The organism is Acinetobacter gerneri DSM 14967 = CIP 107464 = MTCC 9824, assembly GCF_000368565.1.
Classification (GTDB): Bacteria; Pseudomonadota; Gammaproteobacteria; order Pseudomonadales; family Moraxellaceae; genus Acinetobacter; species Acinetobacter gerneri.
In genome coordinates, this window is sequence record NZ_KB849544.1 from 71,447 (window position 1) to 95,053 (window position 23,607).

20 protein-coding genes are annotated in these 23,607 nt (G+C 38.8%); 14 read left to right on the forward strand and 6 right to left on the reverse strand.

Annotation, left to right across the window (positions count from 1 at the left end; all coding sequences use genetic code 11):
* Positions 1-14 precede the first annotated feature (14 nt).
* The 7 genes from F960_RS11620 to F960_RS11650 all read left to right on the forward strand — a co-directional run bounded on the left by F960_RS11620 (position 15) and on the right by F960_RS11650 (position 8,177).
* On the forward strand, positions 15-1,466 hold the full coding sequence (locus F960_RS11620) for a right-handed parallel beta-helix repeat-containing protein (RefSeq protein ID WP_004865294.1): 1,452 nt from the start codon (positions 15-17) through the stop codon (positions 1,464-1,466).
* A 116-nt stretch (positions 1,467-1,582) separates the two neighbouring features.
* Positions 1,583-2,923, forward strand: coding sequence for a carbohydrate porin (locus F960_RS11625; protein ID WP_004865296.1), 1,341 nt, complete (start codon positions 1,583-1,585; stop codon positions 2,921-2,923).
* Between the two features lie 316 nt (positions 2,924-3,239).
* Complete coding sequence (locus tag F960_RS11630) at positions 3,240-4,490, forward strand: dienelactone hydrolase family protein (RefSeq protein ID WP_004865298.1); 1,251 nt, start codon at positions 3,240-3,242, stop codon at positions 4,488-4,490.
* Between the two features lie 10 nt (positions 4,491-4,500).
* Positions 4,501-5,286 carry an SDR family oxidoreductase gene (locus tag F960_RS11635; RefSeq protein ID WP_004865301.1) on the forward strand — a complete coding sequence of 262 codons (786 nt, stop codon included), beginning with the start codon at positions 4,501-4,503 and terminating at the stop codon, positions 5,284-5,286.
* 100 nt (positions 5,287-5,386) lie between these two features.
* Entirely contained in the window at positions 5,387-6,628 is a 1,242-nt protein-coding gene (locus tag F960_RS11640) for a styrene monooxygenase/indole monooxygenase family protein (protein ID WP_004865302.1), read from the forward strand.
* Positions 6,629-6,638: 10 nt separating this feature from the next.
* Complete coding sequence (locus F960_RS11645) at positions 6,639-7,181, forward strand: flavin reductase family protein (RefSeq protein ID WP_004865305.1); 543 nt, start codon at positions 6,639-6,641, stop codon at positions 7,179-7,181.
* Between the two features lie 63 nt (positions 7,182-7,244).
* Positions 7,245-8,177, forward strand: coding sequence for a SphA family protein (locus tag F960_RS11650; protein ID WP_004865308.1), 933 nt, complete (start codon positions 7,245-7,247; stop codon positions 8,175-8,177).
* 415 nt (positions 8,178-8,592) lie between these two features.
* Here F960_RS11650 and F960_RS11655 read toward each other — a convergent pair whose 3' ends face one another.
* A complete protein-coding gene (locus tag F960_RS11655; RefSeq protein WP_004865310.1) occupies positions 8,593-9,612 on the reverse strand; it encodes an AraC family transcriptional regulator in 1,020 nt (339 codons plus the stop codon).
* A gap of 532 nt (positions 9,613-10,144) precedes the next feature.
* Positions 10,145-10,915 carry an IclR family transcriptional regulator gene (locus tag F960_RS11660; RefSeq protein WP_020846475.1) on the reverse strand — a complete coding sequence of 257 codons (771 nt, stop codon included), beginning with the start codon at positions 10,913-10,915 and terminating at the stop codon, positions 10,145-10,147.
* A gap of 290 nt (positions 10,916-11,205) precedes the next feature.
* Between F960_RS11660 and F960_RS11665 the strand changes: the two genes are divergently transcribed.
* The 7 genes from F960_RS11665 (at position 11,206) to F960_RS11695 (ending at position 19,204) form a co-directional block, all read left to right on the forward strand.
* Positions 11,206-12,561, forward strand: coding sequence for an MFS transporter (locus F960_RS11665; protein WP_004865316.1), 1,356 nt, complete (start codon positions 11,206-11,208; stop codon positions 12,559-12,561).
* 38 nt (positions 12,562-12,599) lie between these two features.
* On the forward strand, positions 12,600-13,427 hold the full coding sequence (locus tag F960_RS11670; protein ID WP_004865318.1) for a shikimate dehydrogenase family protein: 828 nt from the start codon (positions 12,600-12,602) through the stop codon (positions 13,425-13,427).
* Positions 13,411-14,259 carry a sugar phosphate isomerase/epimerase family protein gene (locus F960_RS11675; RefSeq protein WP_004865321.1) on the forward strand — a complete coding sequence of 283 codons (849 nt, stop codon included), beginning with the start codon at positions 13,411-13,413 and terminating at the stop codon, positions 14,257-14,259. The genes F960_RS11670 and F960_RS11675 overlap by 17 nt, the downstream gene beginning before the upstream one ends.
* Positions 14,260-14,263: 4 nt before the next feature.
* The gene (locus F960_RS11680) at positions 14,264-16,033 is read left to right on the forward strand and encodes an FAD-dependent oxidoreductase (RefSeq protein WP_035374395.1); all 1,770 of its coding nucleotides are present in this window, start codon (positions 14,264-14,266) and stop codon (positions 16,031-16,033) included.
* Positions 16,034-16,042: 9 nt separating this feature from the next.
* Positions 16,043-17,809, forward strand: coding sequence for an FAD-dependent oxidoreductase (locus F960_RS11685; protein WP_004865325.1), 1,767 nt, complete (start codon positions 16,043-16,045; stop codon positions 17,807-17,809).
* Positions 17,806-18,423, forward strand: coding sequence for an NIPSNAP family protein (locus F960_RS11690; protein ID WP_004865327.1), 618 nt, complete (start codon positions 17,806-17,808; stop codon positions 18,421-18,423). The genes F960_RS11685 and F960_RS11690 overlap by 4 nt, the downstream gene beginning before the upstream one ends.
* 298 nt (positions 18,424-18,721) lie before the next feature.
* Positions 18,722-19,204 (forward strand): hypothetical protein, encoded by a 483-nt coding sequence (locus F960_RS11695; RefSeq protein ID WP_004865329.1) that lies wholly within the window; start codon positions 18,722-18,724, stop codon positions 19,202-19,204.
* Positions 19,205-19,604: 400 nt separating this feature from the next.
* Here the strand turns inward: F960_RS11695 and accC are convergent, their stop codons facing one another.
* The 4 genes from accC to F960_RS11720 all read right to left on the reverse strand — a co-directional run bounded on the left by accC (position 19,605) and on the right by F960_RS11720 (position 23,464).
* Entirely contained in the window at positions 19,605-20,969 is a 1,365-nt protein-coding gene (accC, locus tag F960_RS11700) for an acetyl-CoA carboxylase biotin carboxylase subunit (protein ID WP_004865335.1), read from the reverse strand.
* A gap of 16 nt (positions 20,970-20,985) precedes the next feature.
* Positions 20,986-21,402, reverse strand: a complete 417-nt coding sequence (accB, locus tag F960_RS11705; protein WP_004865337.1) for an acetyl-CoA carboxylase biotin carboxyl carrier protein — start codon at positions 21,400-21,402, stop codon at positions 20,986-20,988.
* A gap of 18 nt (positions 21,403-21,420) precedes the next feature.
* Positions 21,421-21,876 (reverse strand): type II 3-dehydroquinate dehydratase, encoded by a 456-nt coding sequence (aroQ, locus tag F960_RS11710; RefSeq protein WP_004865341.1) that lies wholly within the window; start codon positions 21,874-21,876, stop codon positions 21,421-21,423.
* 235 nt (positions 21,877-22,111) lie between these two features.
* Entirely contained in the window at positions 22,112-23,464 is a 1,353-nt protein-coding gene (locus F960_RS11720; protein ID WP_004865344.1) for a Y-family DNA polymerase, read from the reverse strand.
* Positions 23,465-23,607 lie beyond the last annotated feature (143 nt).

A 23,607-nucleotide genomic window follows, 5' to 3' on the forward strand; every position in this document is an offset into this window, starting at 1 on the left:
CTATAGGAATTTCAATGAAAAAGTCATTTTTAGCATTCAGTGTTTTGGCACTGGGTTTGGGGAGCTTTGCGCATGCGGAAAGCTATGTGGTTGATCATTATCAAGATGATGAAGAAAAAGGCAGCTTACGCTGGGCCATTCAACAGATTAACGCAAAGCCTTCTGAGCAAAACCAAATTGTCATCAAAGCAGTAGGTTCAGCACCTTATGTCATCAAAGCAGACAAAGCACTACCAGAGATCAAATCTCCTGTAAAAATTACAGCAGAATCTTGGGAAAAGTCAGCTGAATTTACCGCAATTGATGGTTCAAACTATATCAAAGGGACTGGTGTAGAGGCTTGTCCGGGCGCAGTTGCAGGTCAATTCGGTACAAATGTTCGCACTACGACTTTGCCGGGATTGGTACTACGTGATACTCAAAATGTGCAAATTCAAGGTTTGGAAATTCGCAAATTTTGTATCGGAATATTGGTCAATCGTACCAGTAATAGTGTGATTCAAAATAACCGAATTATGCACAATTACGGCGGTGCAGGGATCATGTTGACGGGTGATGATGGTCAAGGTGGCTCTACAGCAACGACAACCAATAACAACAAGATTCTGAACAATTATCTCCAAGATAATGGTGATGGTCTTGAGTTAACACGCGGTGCAGCTTTTAACTTGGTTGCAAATAACCAATTTATTTCAACCTCTGCAAACCCAGAACCTTCTCAAGGGATTGAAATCCTTTGGGGCAACGACAATGCAGTGATTGGCAATACATTTAAAAATTATTCTGATGGCTTGCAAATCAACTGGGGTAAGCGAAATTATATTGCTTACAATGAGTTAAGTCATAACTCTATCGGATTTAATCTAACAGGCGATGGCAATATTTTAGATAGCAACCGTGTGCATGACAATCGCATTGGTATCGCTATTCGTTCAGAAAAAGATGCCAATGCGCACATTAGTCTGACTAAAAACTTGATTTGGAATAATGGCAAAGACATCAAACGCTGTGAAGCGGGCGGTTCTTGCGTTGCAAATCAACGTCTGGGCGCAATTATCATGGATGTTCCTGCATTAGAGCATGCAAACTTTGTCGGTTCGCGCGGTCATGGCGTGGTGATGGATGCCAAAAGCATGCAACATACATGCGAAAAACCAGATCAGCAAAACTGTAATGCAAAACCAAATCAAAATATTCAGCCTCCTGTACTTAAAGTCGAAAAAGGTCAATTGAATATCACTGTTCAGGCACAGCCAAATAGTCGCTACCAAATTGAAATATTTGCAAATCAGCAAAAAAATGCCAACGAAGCTGAACAGTATTTAGGTCAAGCCGTAGTTGTGACGGATGCACAAGGCAAAGCCAATACAACGTGGAAGATCAAAGAAAAAGCAGCATCTATGACAGCGACTGTCACGGATATCAATGGTTCGACATCAGAACTTAGTAAAGCTGTAAATTTCTAAATTTTTGGTTTTTTTTAAGTAAATGTTGATTTTGTTTGGGCTTTTCCTAAAATGGGCGACCGATCAAGATCAGCATTTCCTACTTTGAATATTATTTTGTTGCTAAGGATAAGCACATGAAAAAGCAAATTTTAAATCAACTGACATTATTGGCAACGTCAATTGTTCTGGCTCAAAGTGCATTGGCGAATGATTTTTGGTCGCAAGATCGTCAATATTTATTGGGAGATTGGGCAGGAGAGCGTACGAAATTAGAAGATAAAGGTTATAAATTTAACCTCGCATTTATCAATGAAACTGCTCAAAATGTTGATGGTGGCTATAACGATAACAGTATCAATACCAATGCTAGCCAGCTTACTTTGGGTACGCAGTTAGATCTCAACAAAATTGCAGGTTGGAAAGATACGACAGCAGCGATTACGATCACTAAACGTGATGGGCAACCATTAACCAACGAAAGAATTGCTGACCCTCGTACAGGCGCATTTAGTAGCGTACAAGAAATTTATGGTCGTGGACAGTCTTGGCGTTTATCTCAATTTTGGTTAAAAAAAGAATTATTTGATAAAAGCTTACAAGTGAAAATCGGTAAAATGGGCTTGAGTGAGGATTTTAATGCCTCACATTGCGAATTTCAAAACCTAATGCTTTGTGGTTCACAGCTCGGCAAAACAGTCGGTGATGTTTGGTATAACTGGCCTGTTGCATCATGGGGACTCAATGCCAAATATAAATTTGCACCAGAATGGGCATTTGCAGTTGGGATCTATGAACTAAATAATGAAAATCTGCTTGAAAAACGTGGATTTAATATGGACATGGATAAAACCAAAGGTGCAATGATTCCCGTTGAGCTTTCATGGACGCCAAAGCTAAATGGACTTGCTGGTGAATATAAAGTCGGTGCATTTTATTCAACCAAACAATCCAATGACGTTAAATCAAATGTTGATGGTGGAATCTGGGTCACAGGACAAGACAAAAAAGTCCATGATGGTAAACACAGTATTTGGCTCAATGCTCAGCAACAACTCACAGCGCATGACAATAATACAAAACGTGGTTTATTTGGATCTGCGAACTTCACATTCAATGACAAAGCAACCTCTACAGTGATCAGTAGTCAACAATTGGCAATTTGGTATAAAGGGGCTTTTGATGCACGTCCAAATGATTCGATTGGTTTAGGTTTGGCTCATTTTGATGTCAATAAGCGTGTTCGAGATCGCCAAAGCTATACGAATGATTTAAATGGCTTGGATGCTTCTGATTATCATCTGAAGCAATATATACCTGTTCAACATGATGAGTTGAATGTCGAACTAAACTACACTTTCAATTGGTCGCCAAGTGTGATGATTCGCCCAAATATCCAGTTTATGCATCAGCCGGGTGGGGTAAAACAAATTGATGATGCATGGGTATTGGGCTTGACTACGCGTTTTATTTTTTAAGCTAGTTTAATCGCTAAATTGCTTGTTCCCCATTTTAATTTTATTTGTGATTAAAGTGGGGACAGTCGTTTAATCTTGTGAAAATTTTATAGCATATTGTTTATAGTGATATTTTTATTGTAATTAATCAGATATTTGGATGAAAAGTATCTACGGTCAGATTTGCCGTGAGTCATTTCATTTATTTTTTTATAGCGTATTAAAATTAGAAATAAAAATGATATTCGCAGTAACTGGATAGTCACTGCAACATTTGGACAGAGATAGAATGATTTTAACTCCATGATAAATACATTACATGGATGGAGTTAAACGAATGTCAGGAAAATATATACAAGTTCAAAACCAAGAAGGTCATTCATTTGGGGCTTATTTAGCAACTTCAATTGATGGAAAAGGTCCGGGCATCGTGTTGTGCCAAGAAATTTTCGGTGTCAATCAAGCCATGCGTGAAAAAGCAGATTTGCTTGCAGAAGAAGGATATAGCGTTTTAGTACCTGATTTATACTGGCGTATTGCACCAAATACTGAGCTCGGATACAGCGCAGAAGACTTTGAAAAAGCGTTCCAATTATACCAAAAATTTGATGAAGATCTTGGGGTGCAAGATATCCAGTCTAGCTTAGATTTTTTACAAACTTTAGATGTCATTGATCAAGAAGCTGGTCAGGCTGTAGTCGGTTATTGTCTAGGTGGGAAGTTAGCTTATCTTGCGGCATGTCGTATCCCAAATCTAGATTGTGCTGTTGCTTACTATGGCGTAGGGATCGAAAAGAAACTGGATGAAGCGAAAAATATCAAAGCAAAATTGGTTTTACATATCGCAGAATTAGACCAGTTTTGTCCAGAACAAGCACGTAATGACATTACGGCGAAACTAAGAAATATCAAAGCTTCTGAAGTTTATATTTATCCAAATGTAGATCATGCTTTTGCACGTCCACAAGGCGCACATTTCCATAAACAATCTGCTTTGATTGCCCACGAACGTACCATTGCTGCATTACGTAAAAAAATCGGTCCTGATTATGATCTAGCTGAACTTTGGGAAGAACATATCAAATATGAATTTGAAACTCGCAATGTTCCTGACACGATGGCAACGATGGTAAAAGAGCCCTATGTCAATCATATCCCGACCATGACAGGTGGTGTTGGTTATAAGCAACTTTCACGTTTTTATCAATATCACTTTGTGCATGGCAATCCGCAAGACATGAGCCTCATTCCCATTTCGAGGACTGTGGGAGCAACCCAAGTCGTGGATGAGTTCATTATGAGTTTTACCCATGATACTGAAATAGATTGGTTGATTCCGGGTGTTGCCCCAACAGGTAAGAAAGTTCAAATCCCAATGTTAGGTGTAGTGAAGTTTCGAGGTCCAAAACTCTATCATGAGCATATTTATTGGGATCAAGCGAGTGTGTTGGTACAGATCGGTCTATTAAATCCGCAAGGTTTACCTGTAGCAGGTGTTGAAACAGCAGAAAAATTGTTAGATGAATCACGTCCGTCCAATACCTTGATGCCATCTTGGTCATCAAGCCAAGATAAATCAGTCGCTTAAGGAGAAGATGATGCATATTGATTTGATTTCTAAAGTTGCTGTGGTCAGTGGCGGTGCGACTTTGATTGGACGTGCTGTAGTCAATGCCTTGGTTTCAGCGGGTGCAAAAGTTGTGGTTTTGGATGTAGATGAAGCAGGTCAATCGATCGAAGAGGAATATCCTGATCAAGTTAAGTTTATCACCACGGATCTCACCCAAGATCAGCAAATTAAACATGCAATAACACAGGCACAGCAACTTTTTGGCTCGATCCATATCTTGGTTAACTTGGCTTGTAGTTATTTAGATGATGGATTTGCTTCTAAACGTCAAGATTGGTTAAGCGCTTTGGATATAAATTTGGTTTCAGCGGTGGAACTGACACGTGTTGTTTATCCAGATTTGGTTAAAAACAAAGGCTGTATCGTCAACTTTACCTCGATTTCTGCCGAATGCGCACAAACAGGACGTTGGTTATATCCAGTATCGAAGTCTGCAATGAAAGCACTCACACAAAGTATGGCAATGGATTTTGCTCCTGATGGCATCCGAGTGAACTCAGTTTCACCGGGTTGGACATGGTCTAGAGTGATCAATGAAGTGAGTGGCGGCAATCGCCAAAAAGCAGATCAAGTCGCTGCGGATTATCATTTATTGGGTCGATTGGGCAATCCAGAAGAAGTAGCCAATGTCGTGACATTTTTATGCTCAGATGCAGCAAGTTTTGTGACTGGTGCAGATTATGCCGTAGATGGTGGATATGCGGTGATGGGACCTGAGCAAAATAAACCCGCCATTCCACGTTTAGCAGGTTAACTTATTTAAATATCACATGATTTTTAAATATAAATTTTAAGTTGAATGTAAATAAATTTTCAAAATAACGGACTAAATAATAAATTTAGGGAGAACGCTCATGCGTAAAATAGCAATCGTCGGTGCAGGTCAAGCAGGCTTACAACTTGGTTTAGGTCTTTTAGAAAAAGGCTACCAAGTCTCTATGTATACCAATCGCACAGCCGAACAAGTTCAAAATGGCAAAGTGATGTCTAGCCAATGTATGTTCCATAATGCATTGCAAACAGAACGTGATCTCGCTTTGGATTATTGGGAAGAACAATGTCCTGCAGTTGAAGGCATTAGTGTCACGATCGCAAATCCAGAACAAAAAAGTAAAGTACTCAGTTGGAGTGCTCGTTTACATCGCTATGCACAATCGGTCGATCAACGCGTCAAAATGCCAGTTTGGATGCAAGAGTTTGAACGCCGTGGCGGAAAATTGGTGATTCAAGATGTTGGATTGGCTGAGTTAGAGCAACTTTCAGAACAATATGAAATGGTGTTACTGGCGGCTGGAAAAGGCGAAATAGTCAATCAATTTTCACGTGATGAATCGCGTAGTCCATTTACGAGCCCACAACGTGCTTTGGCACTGACTTATGTCAAAGGCATGACAGCGATGTCACCTTATTCACGTGTGGCATTCAATATCATCCCAGGTGTGGGCGAATACTTTTGTTTCCCTGCGCTAACCGTCAATGGTCCATGTGAAATCATGGTGTTTGAAGGTATTCCAAATGGACCAATGGATTGTTGGCAGGATGTTAAAACACCTGAGCAACATTTGGCTAAAAGCTTGGAAATCTTAGAAACATTTGTTCCTTGGGAAGCTGATCGTTGCCGAAATGTGGAATTGACAGATGACGGTGGTTGTTTAGCTGGACGATTTACCCCAACAGTACGTAAACCAGTACTGACACTTGCCAATGGTAAAAAAGTTTTTGGTATGGCGGATGCGCTTGTGGTGAACGATCCTATTACAGGACAAGGCTCAAACAATGCAGCGAAATGTAGCAAAGTCTATTTTGAAGCGATACTCAGCCGTGGAAATCAAGCCTTTGATGAGCAATGGATGAACGATACTTTTGAAAAATATTGGTCTTATGCAGGTGCGGTTGTGGAATGGACCAATAGCATGCTTCGCCCACCTGAACCACAAATGTTAGAAGCGATTGGAGCTGCCGCAGGAAATCAGCAAATTGCTTCAAAAATCGTCAACAACTTTGATGATCCGCGTGGATTTAAACCATGGTGGTTTGATGAGAAGGCTTGCCAAGAGTTTATCGTAAGCAAACAAATATTCAACCAAGTTGCCTGAGGAGAACGCGATGAATCATCCTAATGAATCTCTAGGACTCTCAGCAATTGAGTCCTCAAATCCAAGAGAAATCCGTAACTTACTCGGTCAGTTTGCAACAGGTGTCACCGTGATTACCACTAAAGGTAAGGACGGACGAAATATTGGTATGACGGCAAACTCATTTTCATCGGTATCTTTAGATCCACCTTTGATTTTGTGGAGTTTGTCTAAAACCGCACCAAGTATGCCTGATTTTATGGATGCCGAATATTTTGCGATCCATGTGCTCAATCAAAATCAACATGACATTTCAGGTAATTTTGCTAAAGCATCAGACGACAAATTTGCGCAAGTTTCACATAAAGTGTGTGAGCGAGGTTTACCAATTATTGATCATGTTTTGGCGACCTTGGTCTGTAGAAATGTCAACCAATATGAGGGTGGGGATCATCTGATTTTTATTGGACAAATAGAGCATTACCAATTTCAAGAAGGTGCGCCACTGTTATTTCATGCTGGAAAATATCATGTTGCATCAGGACATCCTTCCTATCAATTGACAAGTGGTTAATGGTTTAGCCACAAACAGATGATCATGGATGTCATATAAAAACTTTATAAAAAGGAATTTAGAATGAAAAAAATAATGACAGTAGCTATCTTTTCGATAGCTGCTTTCCATGCAAATGGAAACGATTTGCCAACTGTAAATTTGGGCTTAACCAGTTTCCTTGATGGTGGACTGCCAGCAGGACCGGGTTGGTATGGTTCAATCTATTTGCAAAACTATAGTGCAAACAAGATGATGGATCAAAATGGCGATAAAATCCCATTACCAAAATCAGAAGTTGATTATCAAGTTATGCTTGCGCAATTAAGCTATTTATCTGAGGTAAAAGTAGGTAAAGCTGCATTGGGTATGAACTTTATCTTACCTTGGTTGGCAGATATTGATGTAGATGATGGCTTGAACAATCAAGCGATAAAAGCACAAAATGGATTGGGTGATTTGCTCGTCGGACCTTTTATCCAGTTTGATCCTATTATGGGTGAAAATGGACCGAAATTTATCCATCGTATTGAATTTCAAGTCAATATTCCAACGGGTGATTATGATCGAAAGAAAGATATCAACCCAAGTAATAATGCTTTTTCACTTGATCCATATTGGGCTGCAACCTATTGGTTTAATCCAAAATGGACAGCATCAACACGGATTCATTATCTATATAATTTTAAAAATGATAAGCCGACGTATAGTTTTGGGGAGGTGTCAAACATTAAGGCAGGTCAAGCCATACATGCCAATTTTGCGACTGAATATGCATTTACACCACAGTTACGTCTAGGCATAAATGGCTATTGGCTCAAGCAAATTACGGATACTCAAGTCGATGGACATGATGTCAATGGGCGCCGCGAACAAGTTTGGGCGATAGGTCCTGGGATGATGTATAGTTTTTCAAAAGAAGATCATATTTTTACAAATGCCTATTTTGAACAGGATGCTGAAAATCGTCCTCAAGGTTCTCGTATACAGTTTAGATATGTGCATCATTTTCATTAAGTGCATCGTTTTAAATAAGTGCAATATGCCAGTGATATGATATATAACTGGCATAAATTAGAACGCTTACTAAGTTTTAAATTCTTTGGTATTTGGGTGAAAAGTATTATACGGTCGCATTTGCCGTGAGTGATTTAATTTACTTTGCGTAGACAATCTTTCTTACTTTGTTTTCGGACAAATGAGAAATATATTTCGCAAGAAACCATTGCCGAACAAATGGGCATACATCCTGAGCAATTTTTAAAGCACTGCTTTAAAAAATTCGGAACTCCCTTGTTCGACGGGTGGCATCCTGCCTTAATTGCAGATTTTATTACGATTTGAAGCAAAATGATTAGAGTGTAAATTTGAGCAATAAATGACTTATGCAAGAACTCTAGTGGATATGTCTTCGTTGAATCAAAAATTCCAACTAAATTTTACGTTTGATACTCGATGGTAAATGCCCAAAACGCTGTTTGTATTCTTGAGAAAAACGTCCCAAATGGGTAAATCCCCATTTAAAAGCAATTTCTGTGATGGATAAATGTTCGCTACGAATCAGGTCAAGATGTGCATTTTGGAATCTTTGTTCTTTTAAATAGGCCATCGGTGTCGTACCCAAAAACTTTTTAAAACCTAAAAATAAAGTACGAACACTGACTCCAGCATGCTCTGCCAATAGCTCTATAGAGAGGGCTTCATGTATATGAGCTTCAATAAATTCTTGTGTGTTTTTTACAAAATAAGGTGAAATAATATTTTTATCTGCTCTTAAAAATTGGCTAGATAAATTGTGTTGTTGCCCATAAATCAAAGCATTATATAAATTTGACTCAAACTCTTTTGAGACAAGCGGATGATTGAGTGGGTGATTTTCATAAATCGTAGAATCAAGTAAATTTTGATAGAGCTGAAAAAAATACAAGCTATTGGTCGAATTTAAATCTAATTTTGGATCGAAAATTAAAGCATTTTGCTGTGACTCTGGTAGATGTTGGCGGCAATGCTGTAAAAAGTTTTGTTTTGGAATTTTCAAAGTAATTTGTGGTGAACATGCAGCCCATGTCATACGAATGGGTAAATCAGGCGAAATGATTGAACCCAGTTGTGAATAAGACACAAATTTTTCATTTTGAAACTCAATTTGGGCATGTCCTACGATCGGTATTTGAATCAGATAAAATTTTTCTAAACAGTCAGGCTCAATGACTACATCCATGCCATATTCAAGTCGGCTGATAGAAAGATTGCCACAATTCATGTGATACATGGATGAAGTGGATTGAATTTTTGCATTACATGCTTTGAGGTCATGCGGCTTGAAAATATCGGCTACACATGACTGAGTTTCATTGAGATCTTGATTACGAAAGACCAATGATTGTTCATTGAACAGGTCGTGAGCCATCAAATAGTGGCTTAAATTTTCTAACGCTTTATCCGCTCTCATTGTCTATTCCTTAAACAAATGAATGGGTTATTGTTATGTATTCCCAATGTATTGTGATCTGGCAAATTGGTTGGATATATCTACATTTACATTCCTTGGGACATTTTTAGCCTAGATTTAAATTCTGATTAAATCAATAGGGATTGAGCGCATTCTTAAAAACAATCAAGGAAGATTAAGATATTGTTTTTATTCAATATTTTATTTTAATTGTGATCGTTAAAAAATACATTGAATAAAAATATATAAATAACAAATGTTTAATGAAAAATTTAAAAATCGTTGAATTTGAGGCAACCTTTAAATAATTGCATTATTTGGATATTGGGCAGGATTTGGATAAAAATGATGCTTTTTATTTTGCTGTAGATTCACATGATTATTCTTATGCTTATAAACCCTGTGATGCTTTGATATAACGTGATTTTTTATGTTTATTTTATATTTGCGTTTGAAGCTAGGATTAAAAAATTGGATAGAGTTAAAAAGACGGCTCTAGCGAAATAGCTAGATACCGTACTTTATATACAATTCAACGATGCGCTAAATGGATAATTTCACCAATTTTTTCAGCAGTTGCAACGAGTGCAGGCGCTAATTGTTCAACACGTTGTTCATTTAAGCGCACAGAGGGTCCAGCGATACTGACTGTACCAAATGGTTTTCCTGTATGTGGATTGACAATAATTTTTGCCATAGCAGTCATGCCTAATTCATAAGTATCTGAAATTAAACCATATCCACGAGTTTTAGCATCTTGAACCATTGCTTTCAATTCAGCTAGGTTTTTAGGTGAGTTCGGTCCAAAACTTTGTGCTTTTTCGAAGCCTTCACGTTCAACAATACGTGAAAAATCAGTCTCATTGAGTGCAGATAAATAGGTTAGACCACAAGATGATGCAGGCAAATAAGCGATACCGCCTGAGTCAGGATCATATTTTAAGCCTGATTTTGCCCCTTGTGCTTTTGCAATCCAAATGATGTTTTCATTTTCAATCATTCCTAAGCGAACTAATTCATGTGATTGTTCAGCCAATTGATTGAGCAAAGGTTGAAATGTTTCTGTGATTGAACGTGAGGAAAGATATGCCAACCCCATAGATGCAATTTTTAAAGTCAGTTTATAGTGTTGAGTTAATTCATCTTGATAGATATATCCCATATCTTTCAATGAGCTAAGCAAACGGTGCATGGCTGATTTGGGAATATCTAAATCCACAGATAACTGGCTTAATGCACATCCATTTACATCTTTTAGTAGCGCTTCTAGTACGGCCAGAGAGCGGTCATTATTACTGAGCATAAAAAATTCCAAAATATTTTCTGGAACAGTGTTCCAAAAATTTAAAAAAACCATTATAGTTCATTCCAGATTCTATCCTAAATATTTTCTGGATAAATCAATTTGACTGAAGATTCGCTATTTTTAGCTTAAAAAGTTTAAGCAAAATGATTATTTAGCAGTCTAAGTCCACTGAAAGTTTTCTTTGTTTTGAGTAAAAATTCAGATATTGAGATTTTAACCTGAATTGGTACAAAACCAGCGTGCATGGATATGGCATCGCTTTTAGTAAACGCTAATGGAGCAAGTGTATGACTCAACAGGTTGATCTTAGAGAGTTTATTGATTCAAATCGTGTTTCTCCTCTGCAGAAAATGATTATTTTTCTTTGTTTAATGATCGTGGTTGTTGATGGTATGGATATTGCCATCATGGGTTTTGTTGCGCCTGTGATTAAACATCAATGGGGGATTTCTACCACAGATTTAGCACCTGTAATGAGTGCTGCGTTGGTTGGTTTGGCTTTGGGTGCGGTGATTTCAGGACCTTTGGCCGATAAATTTGGTCGTAAAAAGTTACTCGTCACCAATTTGATTGGTTTCGGTCTTTTTACGTTACTCGCCGCTGTATCTAGCAATGTGACTGAATTGATGATTTTTCGTCTGATCGCAGGGCTATTTATGGGTGGGGTGATGCCTCAAGCGGTCACAGTTGTGACAGATTATTCTCCGATGCGTATTAATGGTCGTATGGTGACGATTATTTTAAGTGGTTTTACCATCGGTGCAGCGCTTGGTGGTTTTATTGCAGCATGGGTGATCCCGCATTTTAATTGGCATGCAATGATGATTATTGGTGGAATTTTACCTTTAATTTTAGCTGTAATTGTTTTTCTAAAACTACCAGAATCGATTGGTTATAAGGTGTTAAAACAACATCCTAAACCTGAAATTGATGCCATTATTCATAAAATGGCGCCTGATTTTGATACCCGTAACACTGTTTTTGTTTTGCCTCAACCGAAAACAAATACCGTGGATAATCCTGTAAAAACTGTGGTGAGTCCATTTTATTTACTGGGTAGTTTCTTTTTGTGGTGGAGTTATGCTTCGGGTCTATTTGTTGTGTATTTACTCGGTAGTTGGTTGCCGATGATGTCCAATGAATTTGGTTTTAGCATCAGTGAATCAGCTTTGATTACAGCGATTTATCAACTTGGTGGTCCAATCGGTTGTGTGGCTTGTGGCTATTTGATGGACAAAATCAATCCGCATATCGGTCTCGTGATTGCTTATATCATCGCGATTTTATTTATGGTTTTTGTTGGAAATGTCGGACATAACTTCGTACTTTACAGCACCATGTGTTTCTTTATCGGGATGTGGATGAATGGAGCAAACGCTGGGATCAATGGTATTTCAAGTGCATTTTATCCAGTATTTGCGCGTGCAACAGGAAATAGTTGGATGCACGGAATTGGACGATTAGGTGCAGTTGCAAGTGCATTTGCAGGTGCATATTTCCTAAGCTTAGGTTGGGCTGCAAATAAAATCTTCTTGGTTTTAAGTTTGCCAACGTTAGGAATTATTATTGCACTTCTTTTAATGAAAATTATTTATTCGCCGAAACGTTTAAAGCAACGTGAACTGGATAATGCGTCTGTCTAATATTTTATAACTCACTTATTTTAAAAGGATATTGAATAATGGATATTCAATTGAACGGCTCGACTCGTCTCTACTTTGTGGTAGGACACCCGATTAAACAAGTTAAATCGCCTGCTGGAGTCACACAAGAGCTGATTGAAAAAGGCTTAAATGCGTTGGTTTCACCTGCGGATGTAGCGCCTGAGCATTTTCCAGATTTTGTTGAAAATACGAAAAATATGATCAATACCGATGGTTTGATTGTCACTGTTCCACACAAAATCACTGCGCTTGCATGCTGTGACAAAGTAACAGATCGTGCCAAATTTATTGGTGCCGTTAATACCATCCGTCGCTGTGAATCAGGATGGGAAGGTGACATGTTGGATGGCACTGGAATGGTTCAAGCGATTAAATCTAAAAATATCGAACTAGAAAATAAACGTGCAATCTTGGCAGGTGCTGGTGGTGCAGGTAAAGCCATTGCTTATGAGCTTTTGATTTCTGGTGTGGCTGAGCTGGCTATTTTTGATCTAGATGCAGCACGCCAACAACAGTTGGTTAAACATTTAAATGCGCTGGGTCAAGGTAAAGTCGTTGCACATGACAACGATCCGTCAGGCTTTGATGTTGTGGTTAATGCCACACCGATGGGAATGAATGGTGATCCATCAGCAGCGTTTCAATTGGATAAATTGACGGCTGAGATGTCAGTTGCGGATGTAGTGACCAGTCCTGAAAATACGCCTTTTGTCTGTCAGGCATTAGAACTTGGCTGTACTACTGTTAAGGGTACAGATATGTTTGAAAAAGTACGTGATTTGATGATTGATTATTTACTTGAAAATAATCACAAATCTGGAGGGGTAAATGATGACGCCGCATGATTTAAGCCCTCGGCAGTATTCACTTTCATTTTTAACGGTTGCTGATGTTTCACCTGTTGAAGCAGTGAAAATCGCAGCAGATTGTGGTTATGCAAAAGTTGGTTTACGCCTTTTGCCTGCCGCACCAAATGAAAATGAATACCCGATTTTAACTGATCAAAAACTCATTGCCGAAACCAAAGCTGCACTGACAGATACTGGCGTGCAAGTTGCAGATGTTGAGATCGTTCGAATTACAGCAGATTTTGATGCAAAACAATATTTGGGTTTTCTAGAAACTGCTGCAGCACTTGGTGCCAAACATATTTTGATTGCTGGAAATGATATTGAACAACAACGCTTAATTGATAACTTTAGTGCATTTTGTGAATTGAGTAAAAATTATGCGCTCAGTTGTGATCTAGAGTTTATGCCATGGACAGCTGTTAAAAACTTGGCTGAAGCAAATCAAATTGTGACTGCCTCAGCTCAAGATAATGCCGCTGTGCTGATTGATGCATTGCATTTTGATCGTTCAAATTCGACTTTGGCAGAAGTAAAGCAAATCGATAAGTCACGTATGAACTATGTTCAGCTCTGTGATGGTTGGGCTGAGTATGATCCAAGCGATGAAGGATTGATCAAAATTGCTCGTTCAAATCGTTTAGTGCCGGGTCAAGGTGATATTGATTTGGTCGGGCTTATTCAAGCATTACCTGCAGATATTACCCTCGCTGCTGAAGTCCCTAATTTAGAATTGGCTGCTTTACCAGCGCTAGAAAGAGCGAAAATTAATTTAGTTGCAATGCAAAAATTGGTTGCACTTGCACAAAATGAAATGGTTGTGGGGTGATGTGATGAATGCTTCCACTCAACACGATTTTTCATCTGTAGAACAGCCGATTTACCAAACATTATCGTGTGATGTTTTGGTGATTGGATCTGGTGCAGGTGGGCTTTCTACCGCAGTGACTGCGGCAGTTCAAGGGCTAGATGTCGTTGTCACAGAAAAAGCTTCTGTTTTTGGTGGTACAACGGCGGTCTCTGGAGGTTGGCTTTGGATTCCCAATACACCGCATGCTAAAAAAGCAGGGCAATCTGAACCAATAGACCAAGTCAAAACTTATCTAAAAAATGTACTTTTAGAAAAATATGATGAAGATCGTATTCATCAATATTTAACTAAAGCACCTGAAATGGTTGATTTTTTTGAAAATTCAACTGCAGTAAAGTTCAATCCCGGTGCAATGGTTCCTGATTTTTTTGATATAGAAGGTTCTCGTGTAGGGTGGCGTTCAGTTGTCGCAGCACCATTTGATGGTCGTGAACTTGGGCAAAATTTACATTTGCTCAAGCCTGCGATTCCTGAAACAACGGTTTGGGGAATGGGGATTGCTTCGGGTCCAGACATGAAGCATTTCATCAATACTTTCCGTGCTGTATCGTCATTTGCTTATGCGACTAAACGGGTGTTGCGTCATTTTATGGATTTAATTTTCCATAAACGCTCAACTCAAATCGTCAATGGCAATGCTTTAGTGGCTAGATTGTTAAAGTCTGCACTGGATCAGCAAGTGAAACTTTTACCAAATCATGCAGCTACAGATTTAATTTATGAGCAAGGTGAGGTTAAAGGTGCAGTTTTTCAAACGCCAAATGGTCAAGTAAAAATCATGGCAAAGCATGGGGTTGTACTCGCTACTGGCGGATTTCCTCATGATGAAACTCGCAAAAAACAACTTTTCAAACATGTCGCTGAAGGTACACCACATTATTCGGCAGCACCTGAAACCAATACAGGTGATGGCATCAAGCTCGCTGAAAAAATCGGTGCAGAAGTTGATCAAACTTTGCCATGGTCAGGTGCTTGGGCACCAGTTTCACTGATGCCAAGACTAGACGGCACGCTAGGACGTTTTCCACATTTGGTTGAACGTGGCAAACCGGGACTCATCGCAGTACTTAAAAATGGTCAACGATTTACCAATGAAGGTGAGTCATATCCATTATTTATCAAAGATTTATTGAAAAATACTCGTAAAGGTGAATTGGCACATTGTTGGTTGATCTGTGACCACAAATTTATTCGTCGCTATGGATTGGGGGCTGTAAAACCATTTCCAATTTCGATGAAACCTTGGCTTGAAAATGGTTATTTAAAACGAGCAGAGCATTTAAAAGATCTTGCTAAACAATGTGGCATCGATGCTGAAGCTTTCGAAAAAAGCGTATCTAGCTACAACATTCATGCAAAACAAGGGCTAGATCCAGAATTTAACCGTGGCACGACGCCATACCAAAAAGCGCAGGGGGATGCTGATCATCGTCCTAATCCATGTATCGCAGCGATTGAGCACGGACCATTTTATGCCGTCAAAGTTGTACCGGGAAGTTTAGGTACTTTTGCTGGACTGATTACAGACAATGATGCACGCGTTCTCGATCAAGCTACACATTTGCCAATCAAAGGCTTATACGCTGTCGGCAATGACATGAATAGCATCATGGGCGGTCAGTATCCAAGTGGCGGAATTACGCTCGGACCTGCAATGACATTTGGCTATCTCGCAGCACAAGATTTAGTACAAAAATCAAAGTCTGCATCTACAACAGCATCAGTAATTTAGGAAAATGACATGGAAAAACAAGTCGATTTATTGGTGATTGGCGCAGGCGCTGCAGGGATGTCGGCTGCATTATTTGCCAAACTCAATGGTTTAGATGTCTTGCTCTGTGAAAAAGCCAGCCAAGTGGGTGGAACAACTGCGACTTCTGGCGGAACAGTATGGGCACCGGGTTCACATTTAAGTGTCAAAGCAGGTGTGCCTGATGATATTGAAAATGCGCGAATATTTCTAAAATCAGTAGTGGCTGATCGTGGTGGTGAACAGCTCCGCGAGGCATTTTTAGACTCAAGCCCGAAAATGATTCGGGATCTGGAAGCGCATACTTCGGTTAAATTAAATGCTTGTTTAGCGCATCCAGATTATGTGAAAAATCAACCCGGAGAAGCATTTGGTGGGCGTGCTTTAGCACCTGCTGAATTTGATGGAAAGCTGCTCGGCAGTGATTTTAAATATGTCCGTCCGCCAAGACCAGAATTTATGGGTTTAGGTGGCATGATGGTCAATCGTAATGAATTGAATGCTTTATTGAACCCATTTTCATCAGGCAACAATTTTATGACCACGATGAAAGTTGTGCTGCCTTATTTTCTATCGCGTTTGCGTTACCCGCGTGGTACACGCTTAGTTATGGGAAATGCATTGGTTGGTAGCCTGTTTTATAACTTAAAACAACAACAGGTTCCTGTCTGGCTTGATGCACCTTTACAAGAACTCCTCTATGAAAATGGCAAAGTGATCGGTGCAAAGATCATAAAAGATCAAAAAACGCTGACGATTAAAGCCAGAAAAGGGGTGGTACTGGCAACAGGTGGTGTTGGTTGGAATCAAAAATTACGTGAAAAATTATTCCCTAAAGGTTTGAATAATGAATCACTTTCTCCGACCAGTAACACGGGTGATGGTCTAACTTTTGCAGAAAAAATTGGTGCAAAAATAGATCCGTCTGTGGACAGCAGTGTACTTTATTTCCCATGTTCTATTCATACACACAAAAATGGTTACAAAGCGATTTGGCCACATATTATTTTGGATCGTGCTAAGCCCGGTGTGATTGCAGTCAATGCGGATGCTAAACGTTTTGTAAATGAATCTGACTCCTATCATGACTTTTGTATGGCACAGATTGCCTCAAATCAAGGCAAAGAAAAAATCGTGTCATATTTGATTTGTGATCAAACCGCAATTGAAAAATATGGACTCGGTTTTGTTTTACCCGGCGCTAAAAAATTAGATTATTACTTAAGTGAAAAGTACTTGTTTTCAGGCAATAGCTTAGAGCAACTTGCAGAAAAAATAGCAATAGACCCACAGCAGCTCGTCAAAACAGTACAGCATTTCAATCGCTTGGTTGAGCAAGGCGAAGATACTGATTTTGGCAAGGGTTCAGGTGTAATGAACCGTTTTAATGGTGATCCAGACGTTAAACCGAATCCATGTCTAGGAAAATTAGAGCAGGGACCTTATTACGCACTTCCTGTAGTTCCGATGGATTGCGCAAGCAGTGGCGGACTTGCAGGTGATGCATTTGGTCGAATTTTAAATGAAAAAAATCAAGTTATTGAAGGGTTATTTGCCTGTGGTAATGACCTTAGTTCAATTTTTAAAGGGACCTATCCAGGACCGGGAACAACCTTAGGACCAGCGATGGTATTTGCATGGCGAATCGCACAATTTGTAGCTGGAAAACTACAAGATAATTCACCTAAACAAACGATTGATACCGATCCTATTCACCAACAACAGCAATCTCTAAACACGGAGCAAGAAACAGCATGAAACGTTATGAACTCATCAATATCACCATTAAAATGGGCACCGCAGCAGTAGTCGCAAATGGCATTAAAGCATTTCATGATGCAAGTGATTCTAAGGCAAAATTGCTTGGCGTTTGGTTTTCAGATATTGGACAATTGAACCAAGTCGTTGTCTTGCGTAGCTTCGCCAATGAAGCTGATCAAGTGGCTGATGATGCTCGTTTAGCAGCACAAGAAAATGTGTTTGATTCAAGTGAAAATATTATTAATTATTCAGTTGAACATTTTGCCGGTTTTGACTTCCTTCCAGAAGTAGAATTGGGTGAATTTGGTCCTGTTTATGAAATTCGTACATACGAGCTTAAACATGGTGGCGTTCCGCATGTACTCGAAGCTTGGAAAAATGCAGTGCCTACACGTACTCAATATTCAAAATTGAGCATTGCAATGTATGCACTCGATGGTAAACCTCGAATTGTGAGCATTTGGCCTTATGCTTCATTAAATGAACGCTCAGAAATTCGTGCTAAAACAGTTGCAGATGGCATTTGGCCGCCTAAAGGTGGACCTCAATGGCTTACACATGAAATGCAGTCGATGATTGCTTTGCCAACAGCAGTATCGCCACTCAAATAATGCGGTGATTTTGAAATGATTGATAAAAAGCTGGCCTGCAAATGCTGGCTTTTTATTTATTGTTTAAATTTCTTCTATTATTTTGATTTTTCTTTGTAAAAATAAGCATAATTTTGACAAATTGATAGCGTGTTGACACTTTCTAAATCAATCACAATATTTCTTATCAAAACTGACGCTAAGCTGAGAAAATCAAGAATTTATTTATATAAAATGATTGTTCATATATGGTAATTGAGCATGTTTTTTCTGAGAAATATGCTAAGTTATAGCAATGGACTTACGATGTTAAATATGTATGAAAAAAATCACACTTTCAACTTTTTTAATCTTACTTTGTGCTCAATTTACGCACGCTGAAAAAACCCCAGCTCAGGATCAACAACAGGCTGCGCTAGCTCAAAATCAAACAACTACGATACGTATTGATAATCGACCTGCGATAATGGGATTGTGGGGAATGGAGATTCCGACCAATAAAAAATGTACCGAATATTATAATTTTCGTGGGAATAATGAAGTAATTGTAAATAGCGCAAAAGAGTGGTCTACAGGCTTGTATGATTACCAACCTTCGACTGAAACCAAAGAAAAGTCTCCTGCATTATTGATGCAAATCAAATATGAAAATAACGAGATGGATTGTTCAGGTCGTCAAGAAGATCAATCTGGTGAAGTATCGCAGTATTTTGTGCGCTGGAAAGATCAAAATACAATTAATTTCTGTGCTACAGATGGCGTAGATAAATGCTTTGCCGTCTTACATCGTGTTCAACCCTAACGTATTTTTTGCCTGATCTGGTTTAATTTTAAGTTTAAGTATTTTAAATCAATCTTCTGAAACAGCCGATATTTGAAATTTATATATTTTCATTATCGGCTTTTTTATGTATTTCATAATTTAATTTAAAAAAATTAACAATCTAAACTTGCTCATTTACTGCTATATCACTTGTTTCAGTGATATTAATCTGATAAAAAATAAATATGATTGAATTTTAATCACATAGGGGAACGAAATGGATTTTCGTAAGTTTTTAGCATCATTCCATACCATCAATGTATATTTGTTTTTAGCAGTGAGTTTTTTGATTTTACTGACATTTTATATGTTCGTCATTGATCCTGTATAAATAAAAAAGCCTCTACAAGATGTAGAGGCTTTTTTGTATCTGCTTTACTTAAGCATCATTTTCATGACCTTGAATTTGTTTTAACAAATGTTTTTCAAGATAATGAATATCCATAGCATGTTTGCAGAAGTTTTTGTCTTGTAAAATCAAATCTTTATGCAGTGGAATATTGGTTTTAATCCCAGTCAAAATCATTTCATCGAGTGCTTGTTTGATACGTGCAATCGCTGTATCACGATCTTTACCGTGAGAAATCAATTTCGCAATCATCGAGTCATAATAAGGTGGAATATTATAACCTTGATAGATATGTGAATCTAAACGAATACCTGCACCGCCTGGCGCATAGAAACTCTCAATTTTACCCGGTGAAGGTAAGAATGTTGAAGGATCTTCTGCATTAATACGGCATTCAATCGCATGTCCATGTGCAACAATATCTTCTTGTTGCAGATCTAAACCTAAACCAGCAGCAATACGAAGTTGTTGTTCAATGATATCAATACCAGTCACTTGTTCAGTAACAGGATGCTCAACTTGAACACGTGTATTCATTTCAATAAAGAAGTATTCACCATCTTCAAATAAGAACTCAAATGTACCTGCACCACGGTATTGCATGAGTTTACATGCATTCACACACGCTTCTAAAATATCAGCACGTGCTTGTTCTGGTAAATTAGGTGCAGGTGCTTCTTCGAGTACTTTTTGATGGCGACGTTGTAAAGAGCAGTCACGGTCAAATAAATGTACTGCGTGACCATTTCCGTCAGCCAATACTTGTACTTCGACATGGCGAGGCTTTTGTAGGAAACGCTCCATATATACCGTATCATCACCGAACCACATTTCTGCATCACGTTGCGCAGCTTGTACTGATTCAAGAAGTGTGTCGACCCGTTCAACGATACGCATACCACGACCACCACCACCAGAAGCGGCTTTAACGATCAATGGGAAGCCAATTTCTTTCGCTTCAGCTAAGGCATTATTTGGTGTGACAGCATGAGCAGAGCCGGGTACGGTTGGAACGCCAGCTTTACGCATTGCCATAATCGCAGAAACTTTATTCCCCATTAGGCGAATATGTTCTGGACGTGGACCAATAAAGATAAAACCAGAGCTTTCTACGATTTCTGCAAATTCAGCATTTTCAGATAAAAAACCATAACCTGGATGAATGGCATCAGCACCAGTGATCTCAGCCGCTGTAATAATGGCAGGAATATTCAAATAACTTTCGCTACTTGCGCCCGGACCAATACATACAGCTTCATCGACAAAGCGAAGATGCATCAAATCTTTGTCAGCATCAGAATAGACACCAACAGTTTTGATTCCCAAAGTTTTGCAAGCACGAGTGATACGCAGTGCGATCTCACCTCGGTTTGCAATTAAAACTTTTTGCAACATATCAACCCCCAAAATATTACGCGCGATAGCGGAATAGTGGTTGACCGAATTGGATTACATCGCCATTTTTAACTAGGATTTCTTCAATCACACCACTTTGAGTCGCTTCAATTGGGTTCATGATTTTCATTGCTTCGATAATACCAAGTGTTTCACCAGCAGAAACAGTTTGACCGACATTGATAAAAGGACCTTCGCCTGGGCTTGGCGCAGCGTAGAACACACCAACCATTGGTGATGTTTCAACAGCACCACGTGGCGCAGATTTAACAACAGGTGCTTCAGCAACAGGAGCTGCAGCGACTACACCTGCAGCAACCACAGGATTACGACGTGTTAAAGCTATCGATTGATCGCCTTCTTTGACTTCAATTGCTTGCAAGTCAGATTCGATCATCAAATCAATGAGCTTTTTGATTTTACGAATATCCATGGGTTTTTAGTCCTAATATTATGATTGAGTTGAAGTTTGAATATGTTCGATCGCATAATCGAGTGCGTATAGGTATCCTTTTGACCCTAGACCACAAATTACGCCAACGGCTTTATCCGATAAATAAGAATGATGTCTAAAACTTTCACGTGCATGTACATTGGATAAATGTACTTCGATAAATGGAATTGCTACACCAAGCAAAGCATCACGTACTGCGACAGAAGTGTGGGTAAATGCAGCTGGATTGATAATAATAAACTGCACACCATCTTCTTGAGCTTGATGGATTCGATCTACGATTGCGCCTTCCCAATTACTTTGGAAAGTGTCTAAAGGAATATAAGCCTGTTGAGCTCGAGCAAGGAGATTTTGATTAACATCTTCAAGTGTGAGGTGACCATAGACCTCGGGTTCACGCTTTCCTAGCAAGTTTAAGTTTGGTCCGTGGATGACCAAAATGGTCGAACTCATTGAGTTTGCTCCAATTCAAAAGTTGCAAAAATCTTTGCAAGATAGCTGCAAAGTTTGCTCATTATGGCACATTATTCTACAACTATTTTATATTTTGTTTAATTTTGCTGAGAACATGTATACCGAATCTGAGCTATATATTGTTAATTTTGCTTGTAAATGGCAATGTTAAAATATGACATTTTTTATTGTTGTTTGGTATCCCAATATTCTAAACCGAATTGACCAAATGATGTCATTTGTTTTGTGTAACAGTCATATGAGAATCATCTATACATAGCATCTCACTCCACCGAGTTGTATAGCGAGGAGAGCGATGTTGTTGTTTCATTTGCCAAGTATTTTGGCTGGAATGATAGCCAATTTGTATGCAATCAAGACCAAATTTTTTCTCTGCATGACTCAGGGTTTGCATAAGCTTATGGCGTTGCTCAATTTTCTGTATTGGCTGCCACAAATCATCAATATGTTGCTGTTTAGGGTGCAAAGCTGAAAACATGACAGAAATTTTCACATATTGGATATTTTCTTTAAATAAAACATCAATTTGCTGCATAGCAACTTGAGTTAAATTTAGCAGATCATCGCTTGCGTATTCGAGTCCAATCGCATAAGAAATACTCTTTTTATAAGGCGCAGTTTTTATTTTTTCATAGAGTGAAACATGTACGCAGGCACACAATTGTTGTTGGGCGCGTAAGCGAGTGTGGGCACGTTTGAGGTGGAAAATCATTGCCTGTTTTAAGATGTCTTTATCACTGAGTGCAGAAGCAAAACTTCGTGAAGAAAGGATGCGTTTTGATGGAATATCAGGGTCATCTAAAGCAATGCAGGATTGACCTTTTAGCTCACGGATAGTACGTCCAATCAGCACTGAAAACTGCCGTGAAAGGTGGTGCTCATTGGCAAAAGTTAAGTCATAGCAACTTTCGATGGCATAGGCTTTTAACTGTTTGCTGATTTTACGACCAATTCCCCAAACTTCACTGACTGGTGTTTCAATCAGTAGACTTTCAAATGCACAGGGATCAAGCGTTGTGAGATTGCATACACCTGCAAAAGTTTGAATTTTTTTAGCAAAATGATTGGCAAGTTTGGCTTGAGTTTTCGAAAATCCGATACCGATTGAGCAGGGTAAACCAATCCATTTTTGAATGGTTTCGATTAATTCTCGACAATATTGTTCTAGGTCACACGTTTTTTGATAAGAAGTCAGGCGAATAAAACATTCATCTATAGAATAAGGCTCTAAATCATCGTCATTAAAAAAGCGTCTCAATATGCTAAAAAAACGCTGCGACATATCGCCATACAAAGCATAATTACTTGAAAATACTTCGATACCCGCATTGAGTGCTTCTTTTTCAATTTCATACCAAGGTACAGCCATGTTGATATTTAAGGCTTTAGCCTCATTACTTCTCGATACAACACAACCATCATTATTACTGAGTACGACAACGGCTTTACCATTTAAATGTGGCTTAAAAACACGCTCACAACTCACATAGCAATTATTGATATCAATTAAAGCAAAGATTTCATTTTCAGCTAAAACTTTATTTTCAATATGAGATGAAGTCGTCATGTTCTAATTCCTATTTAGGGTCTGTTGACATTTCATAACTGAATTGCGTTGTTGGCTAAAATTGAGCAGGCAAGGCACGAAATGCAGAGAATGGCGAGACCATTTTCAAATTTCGTAACGAAGCCTGAGATAATTTTAGCTAC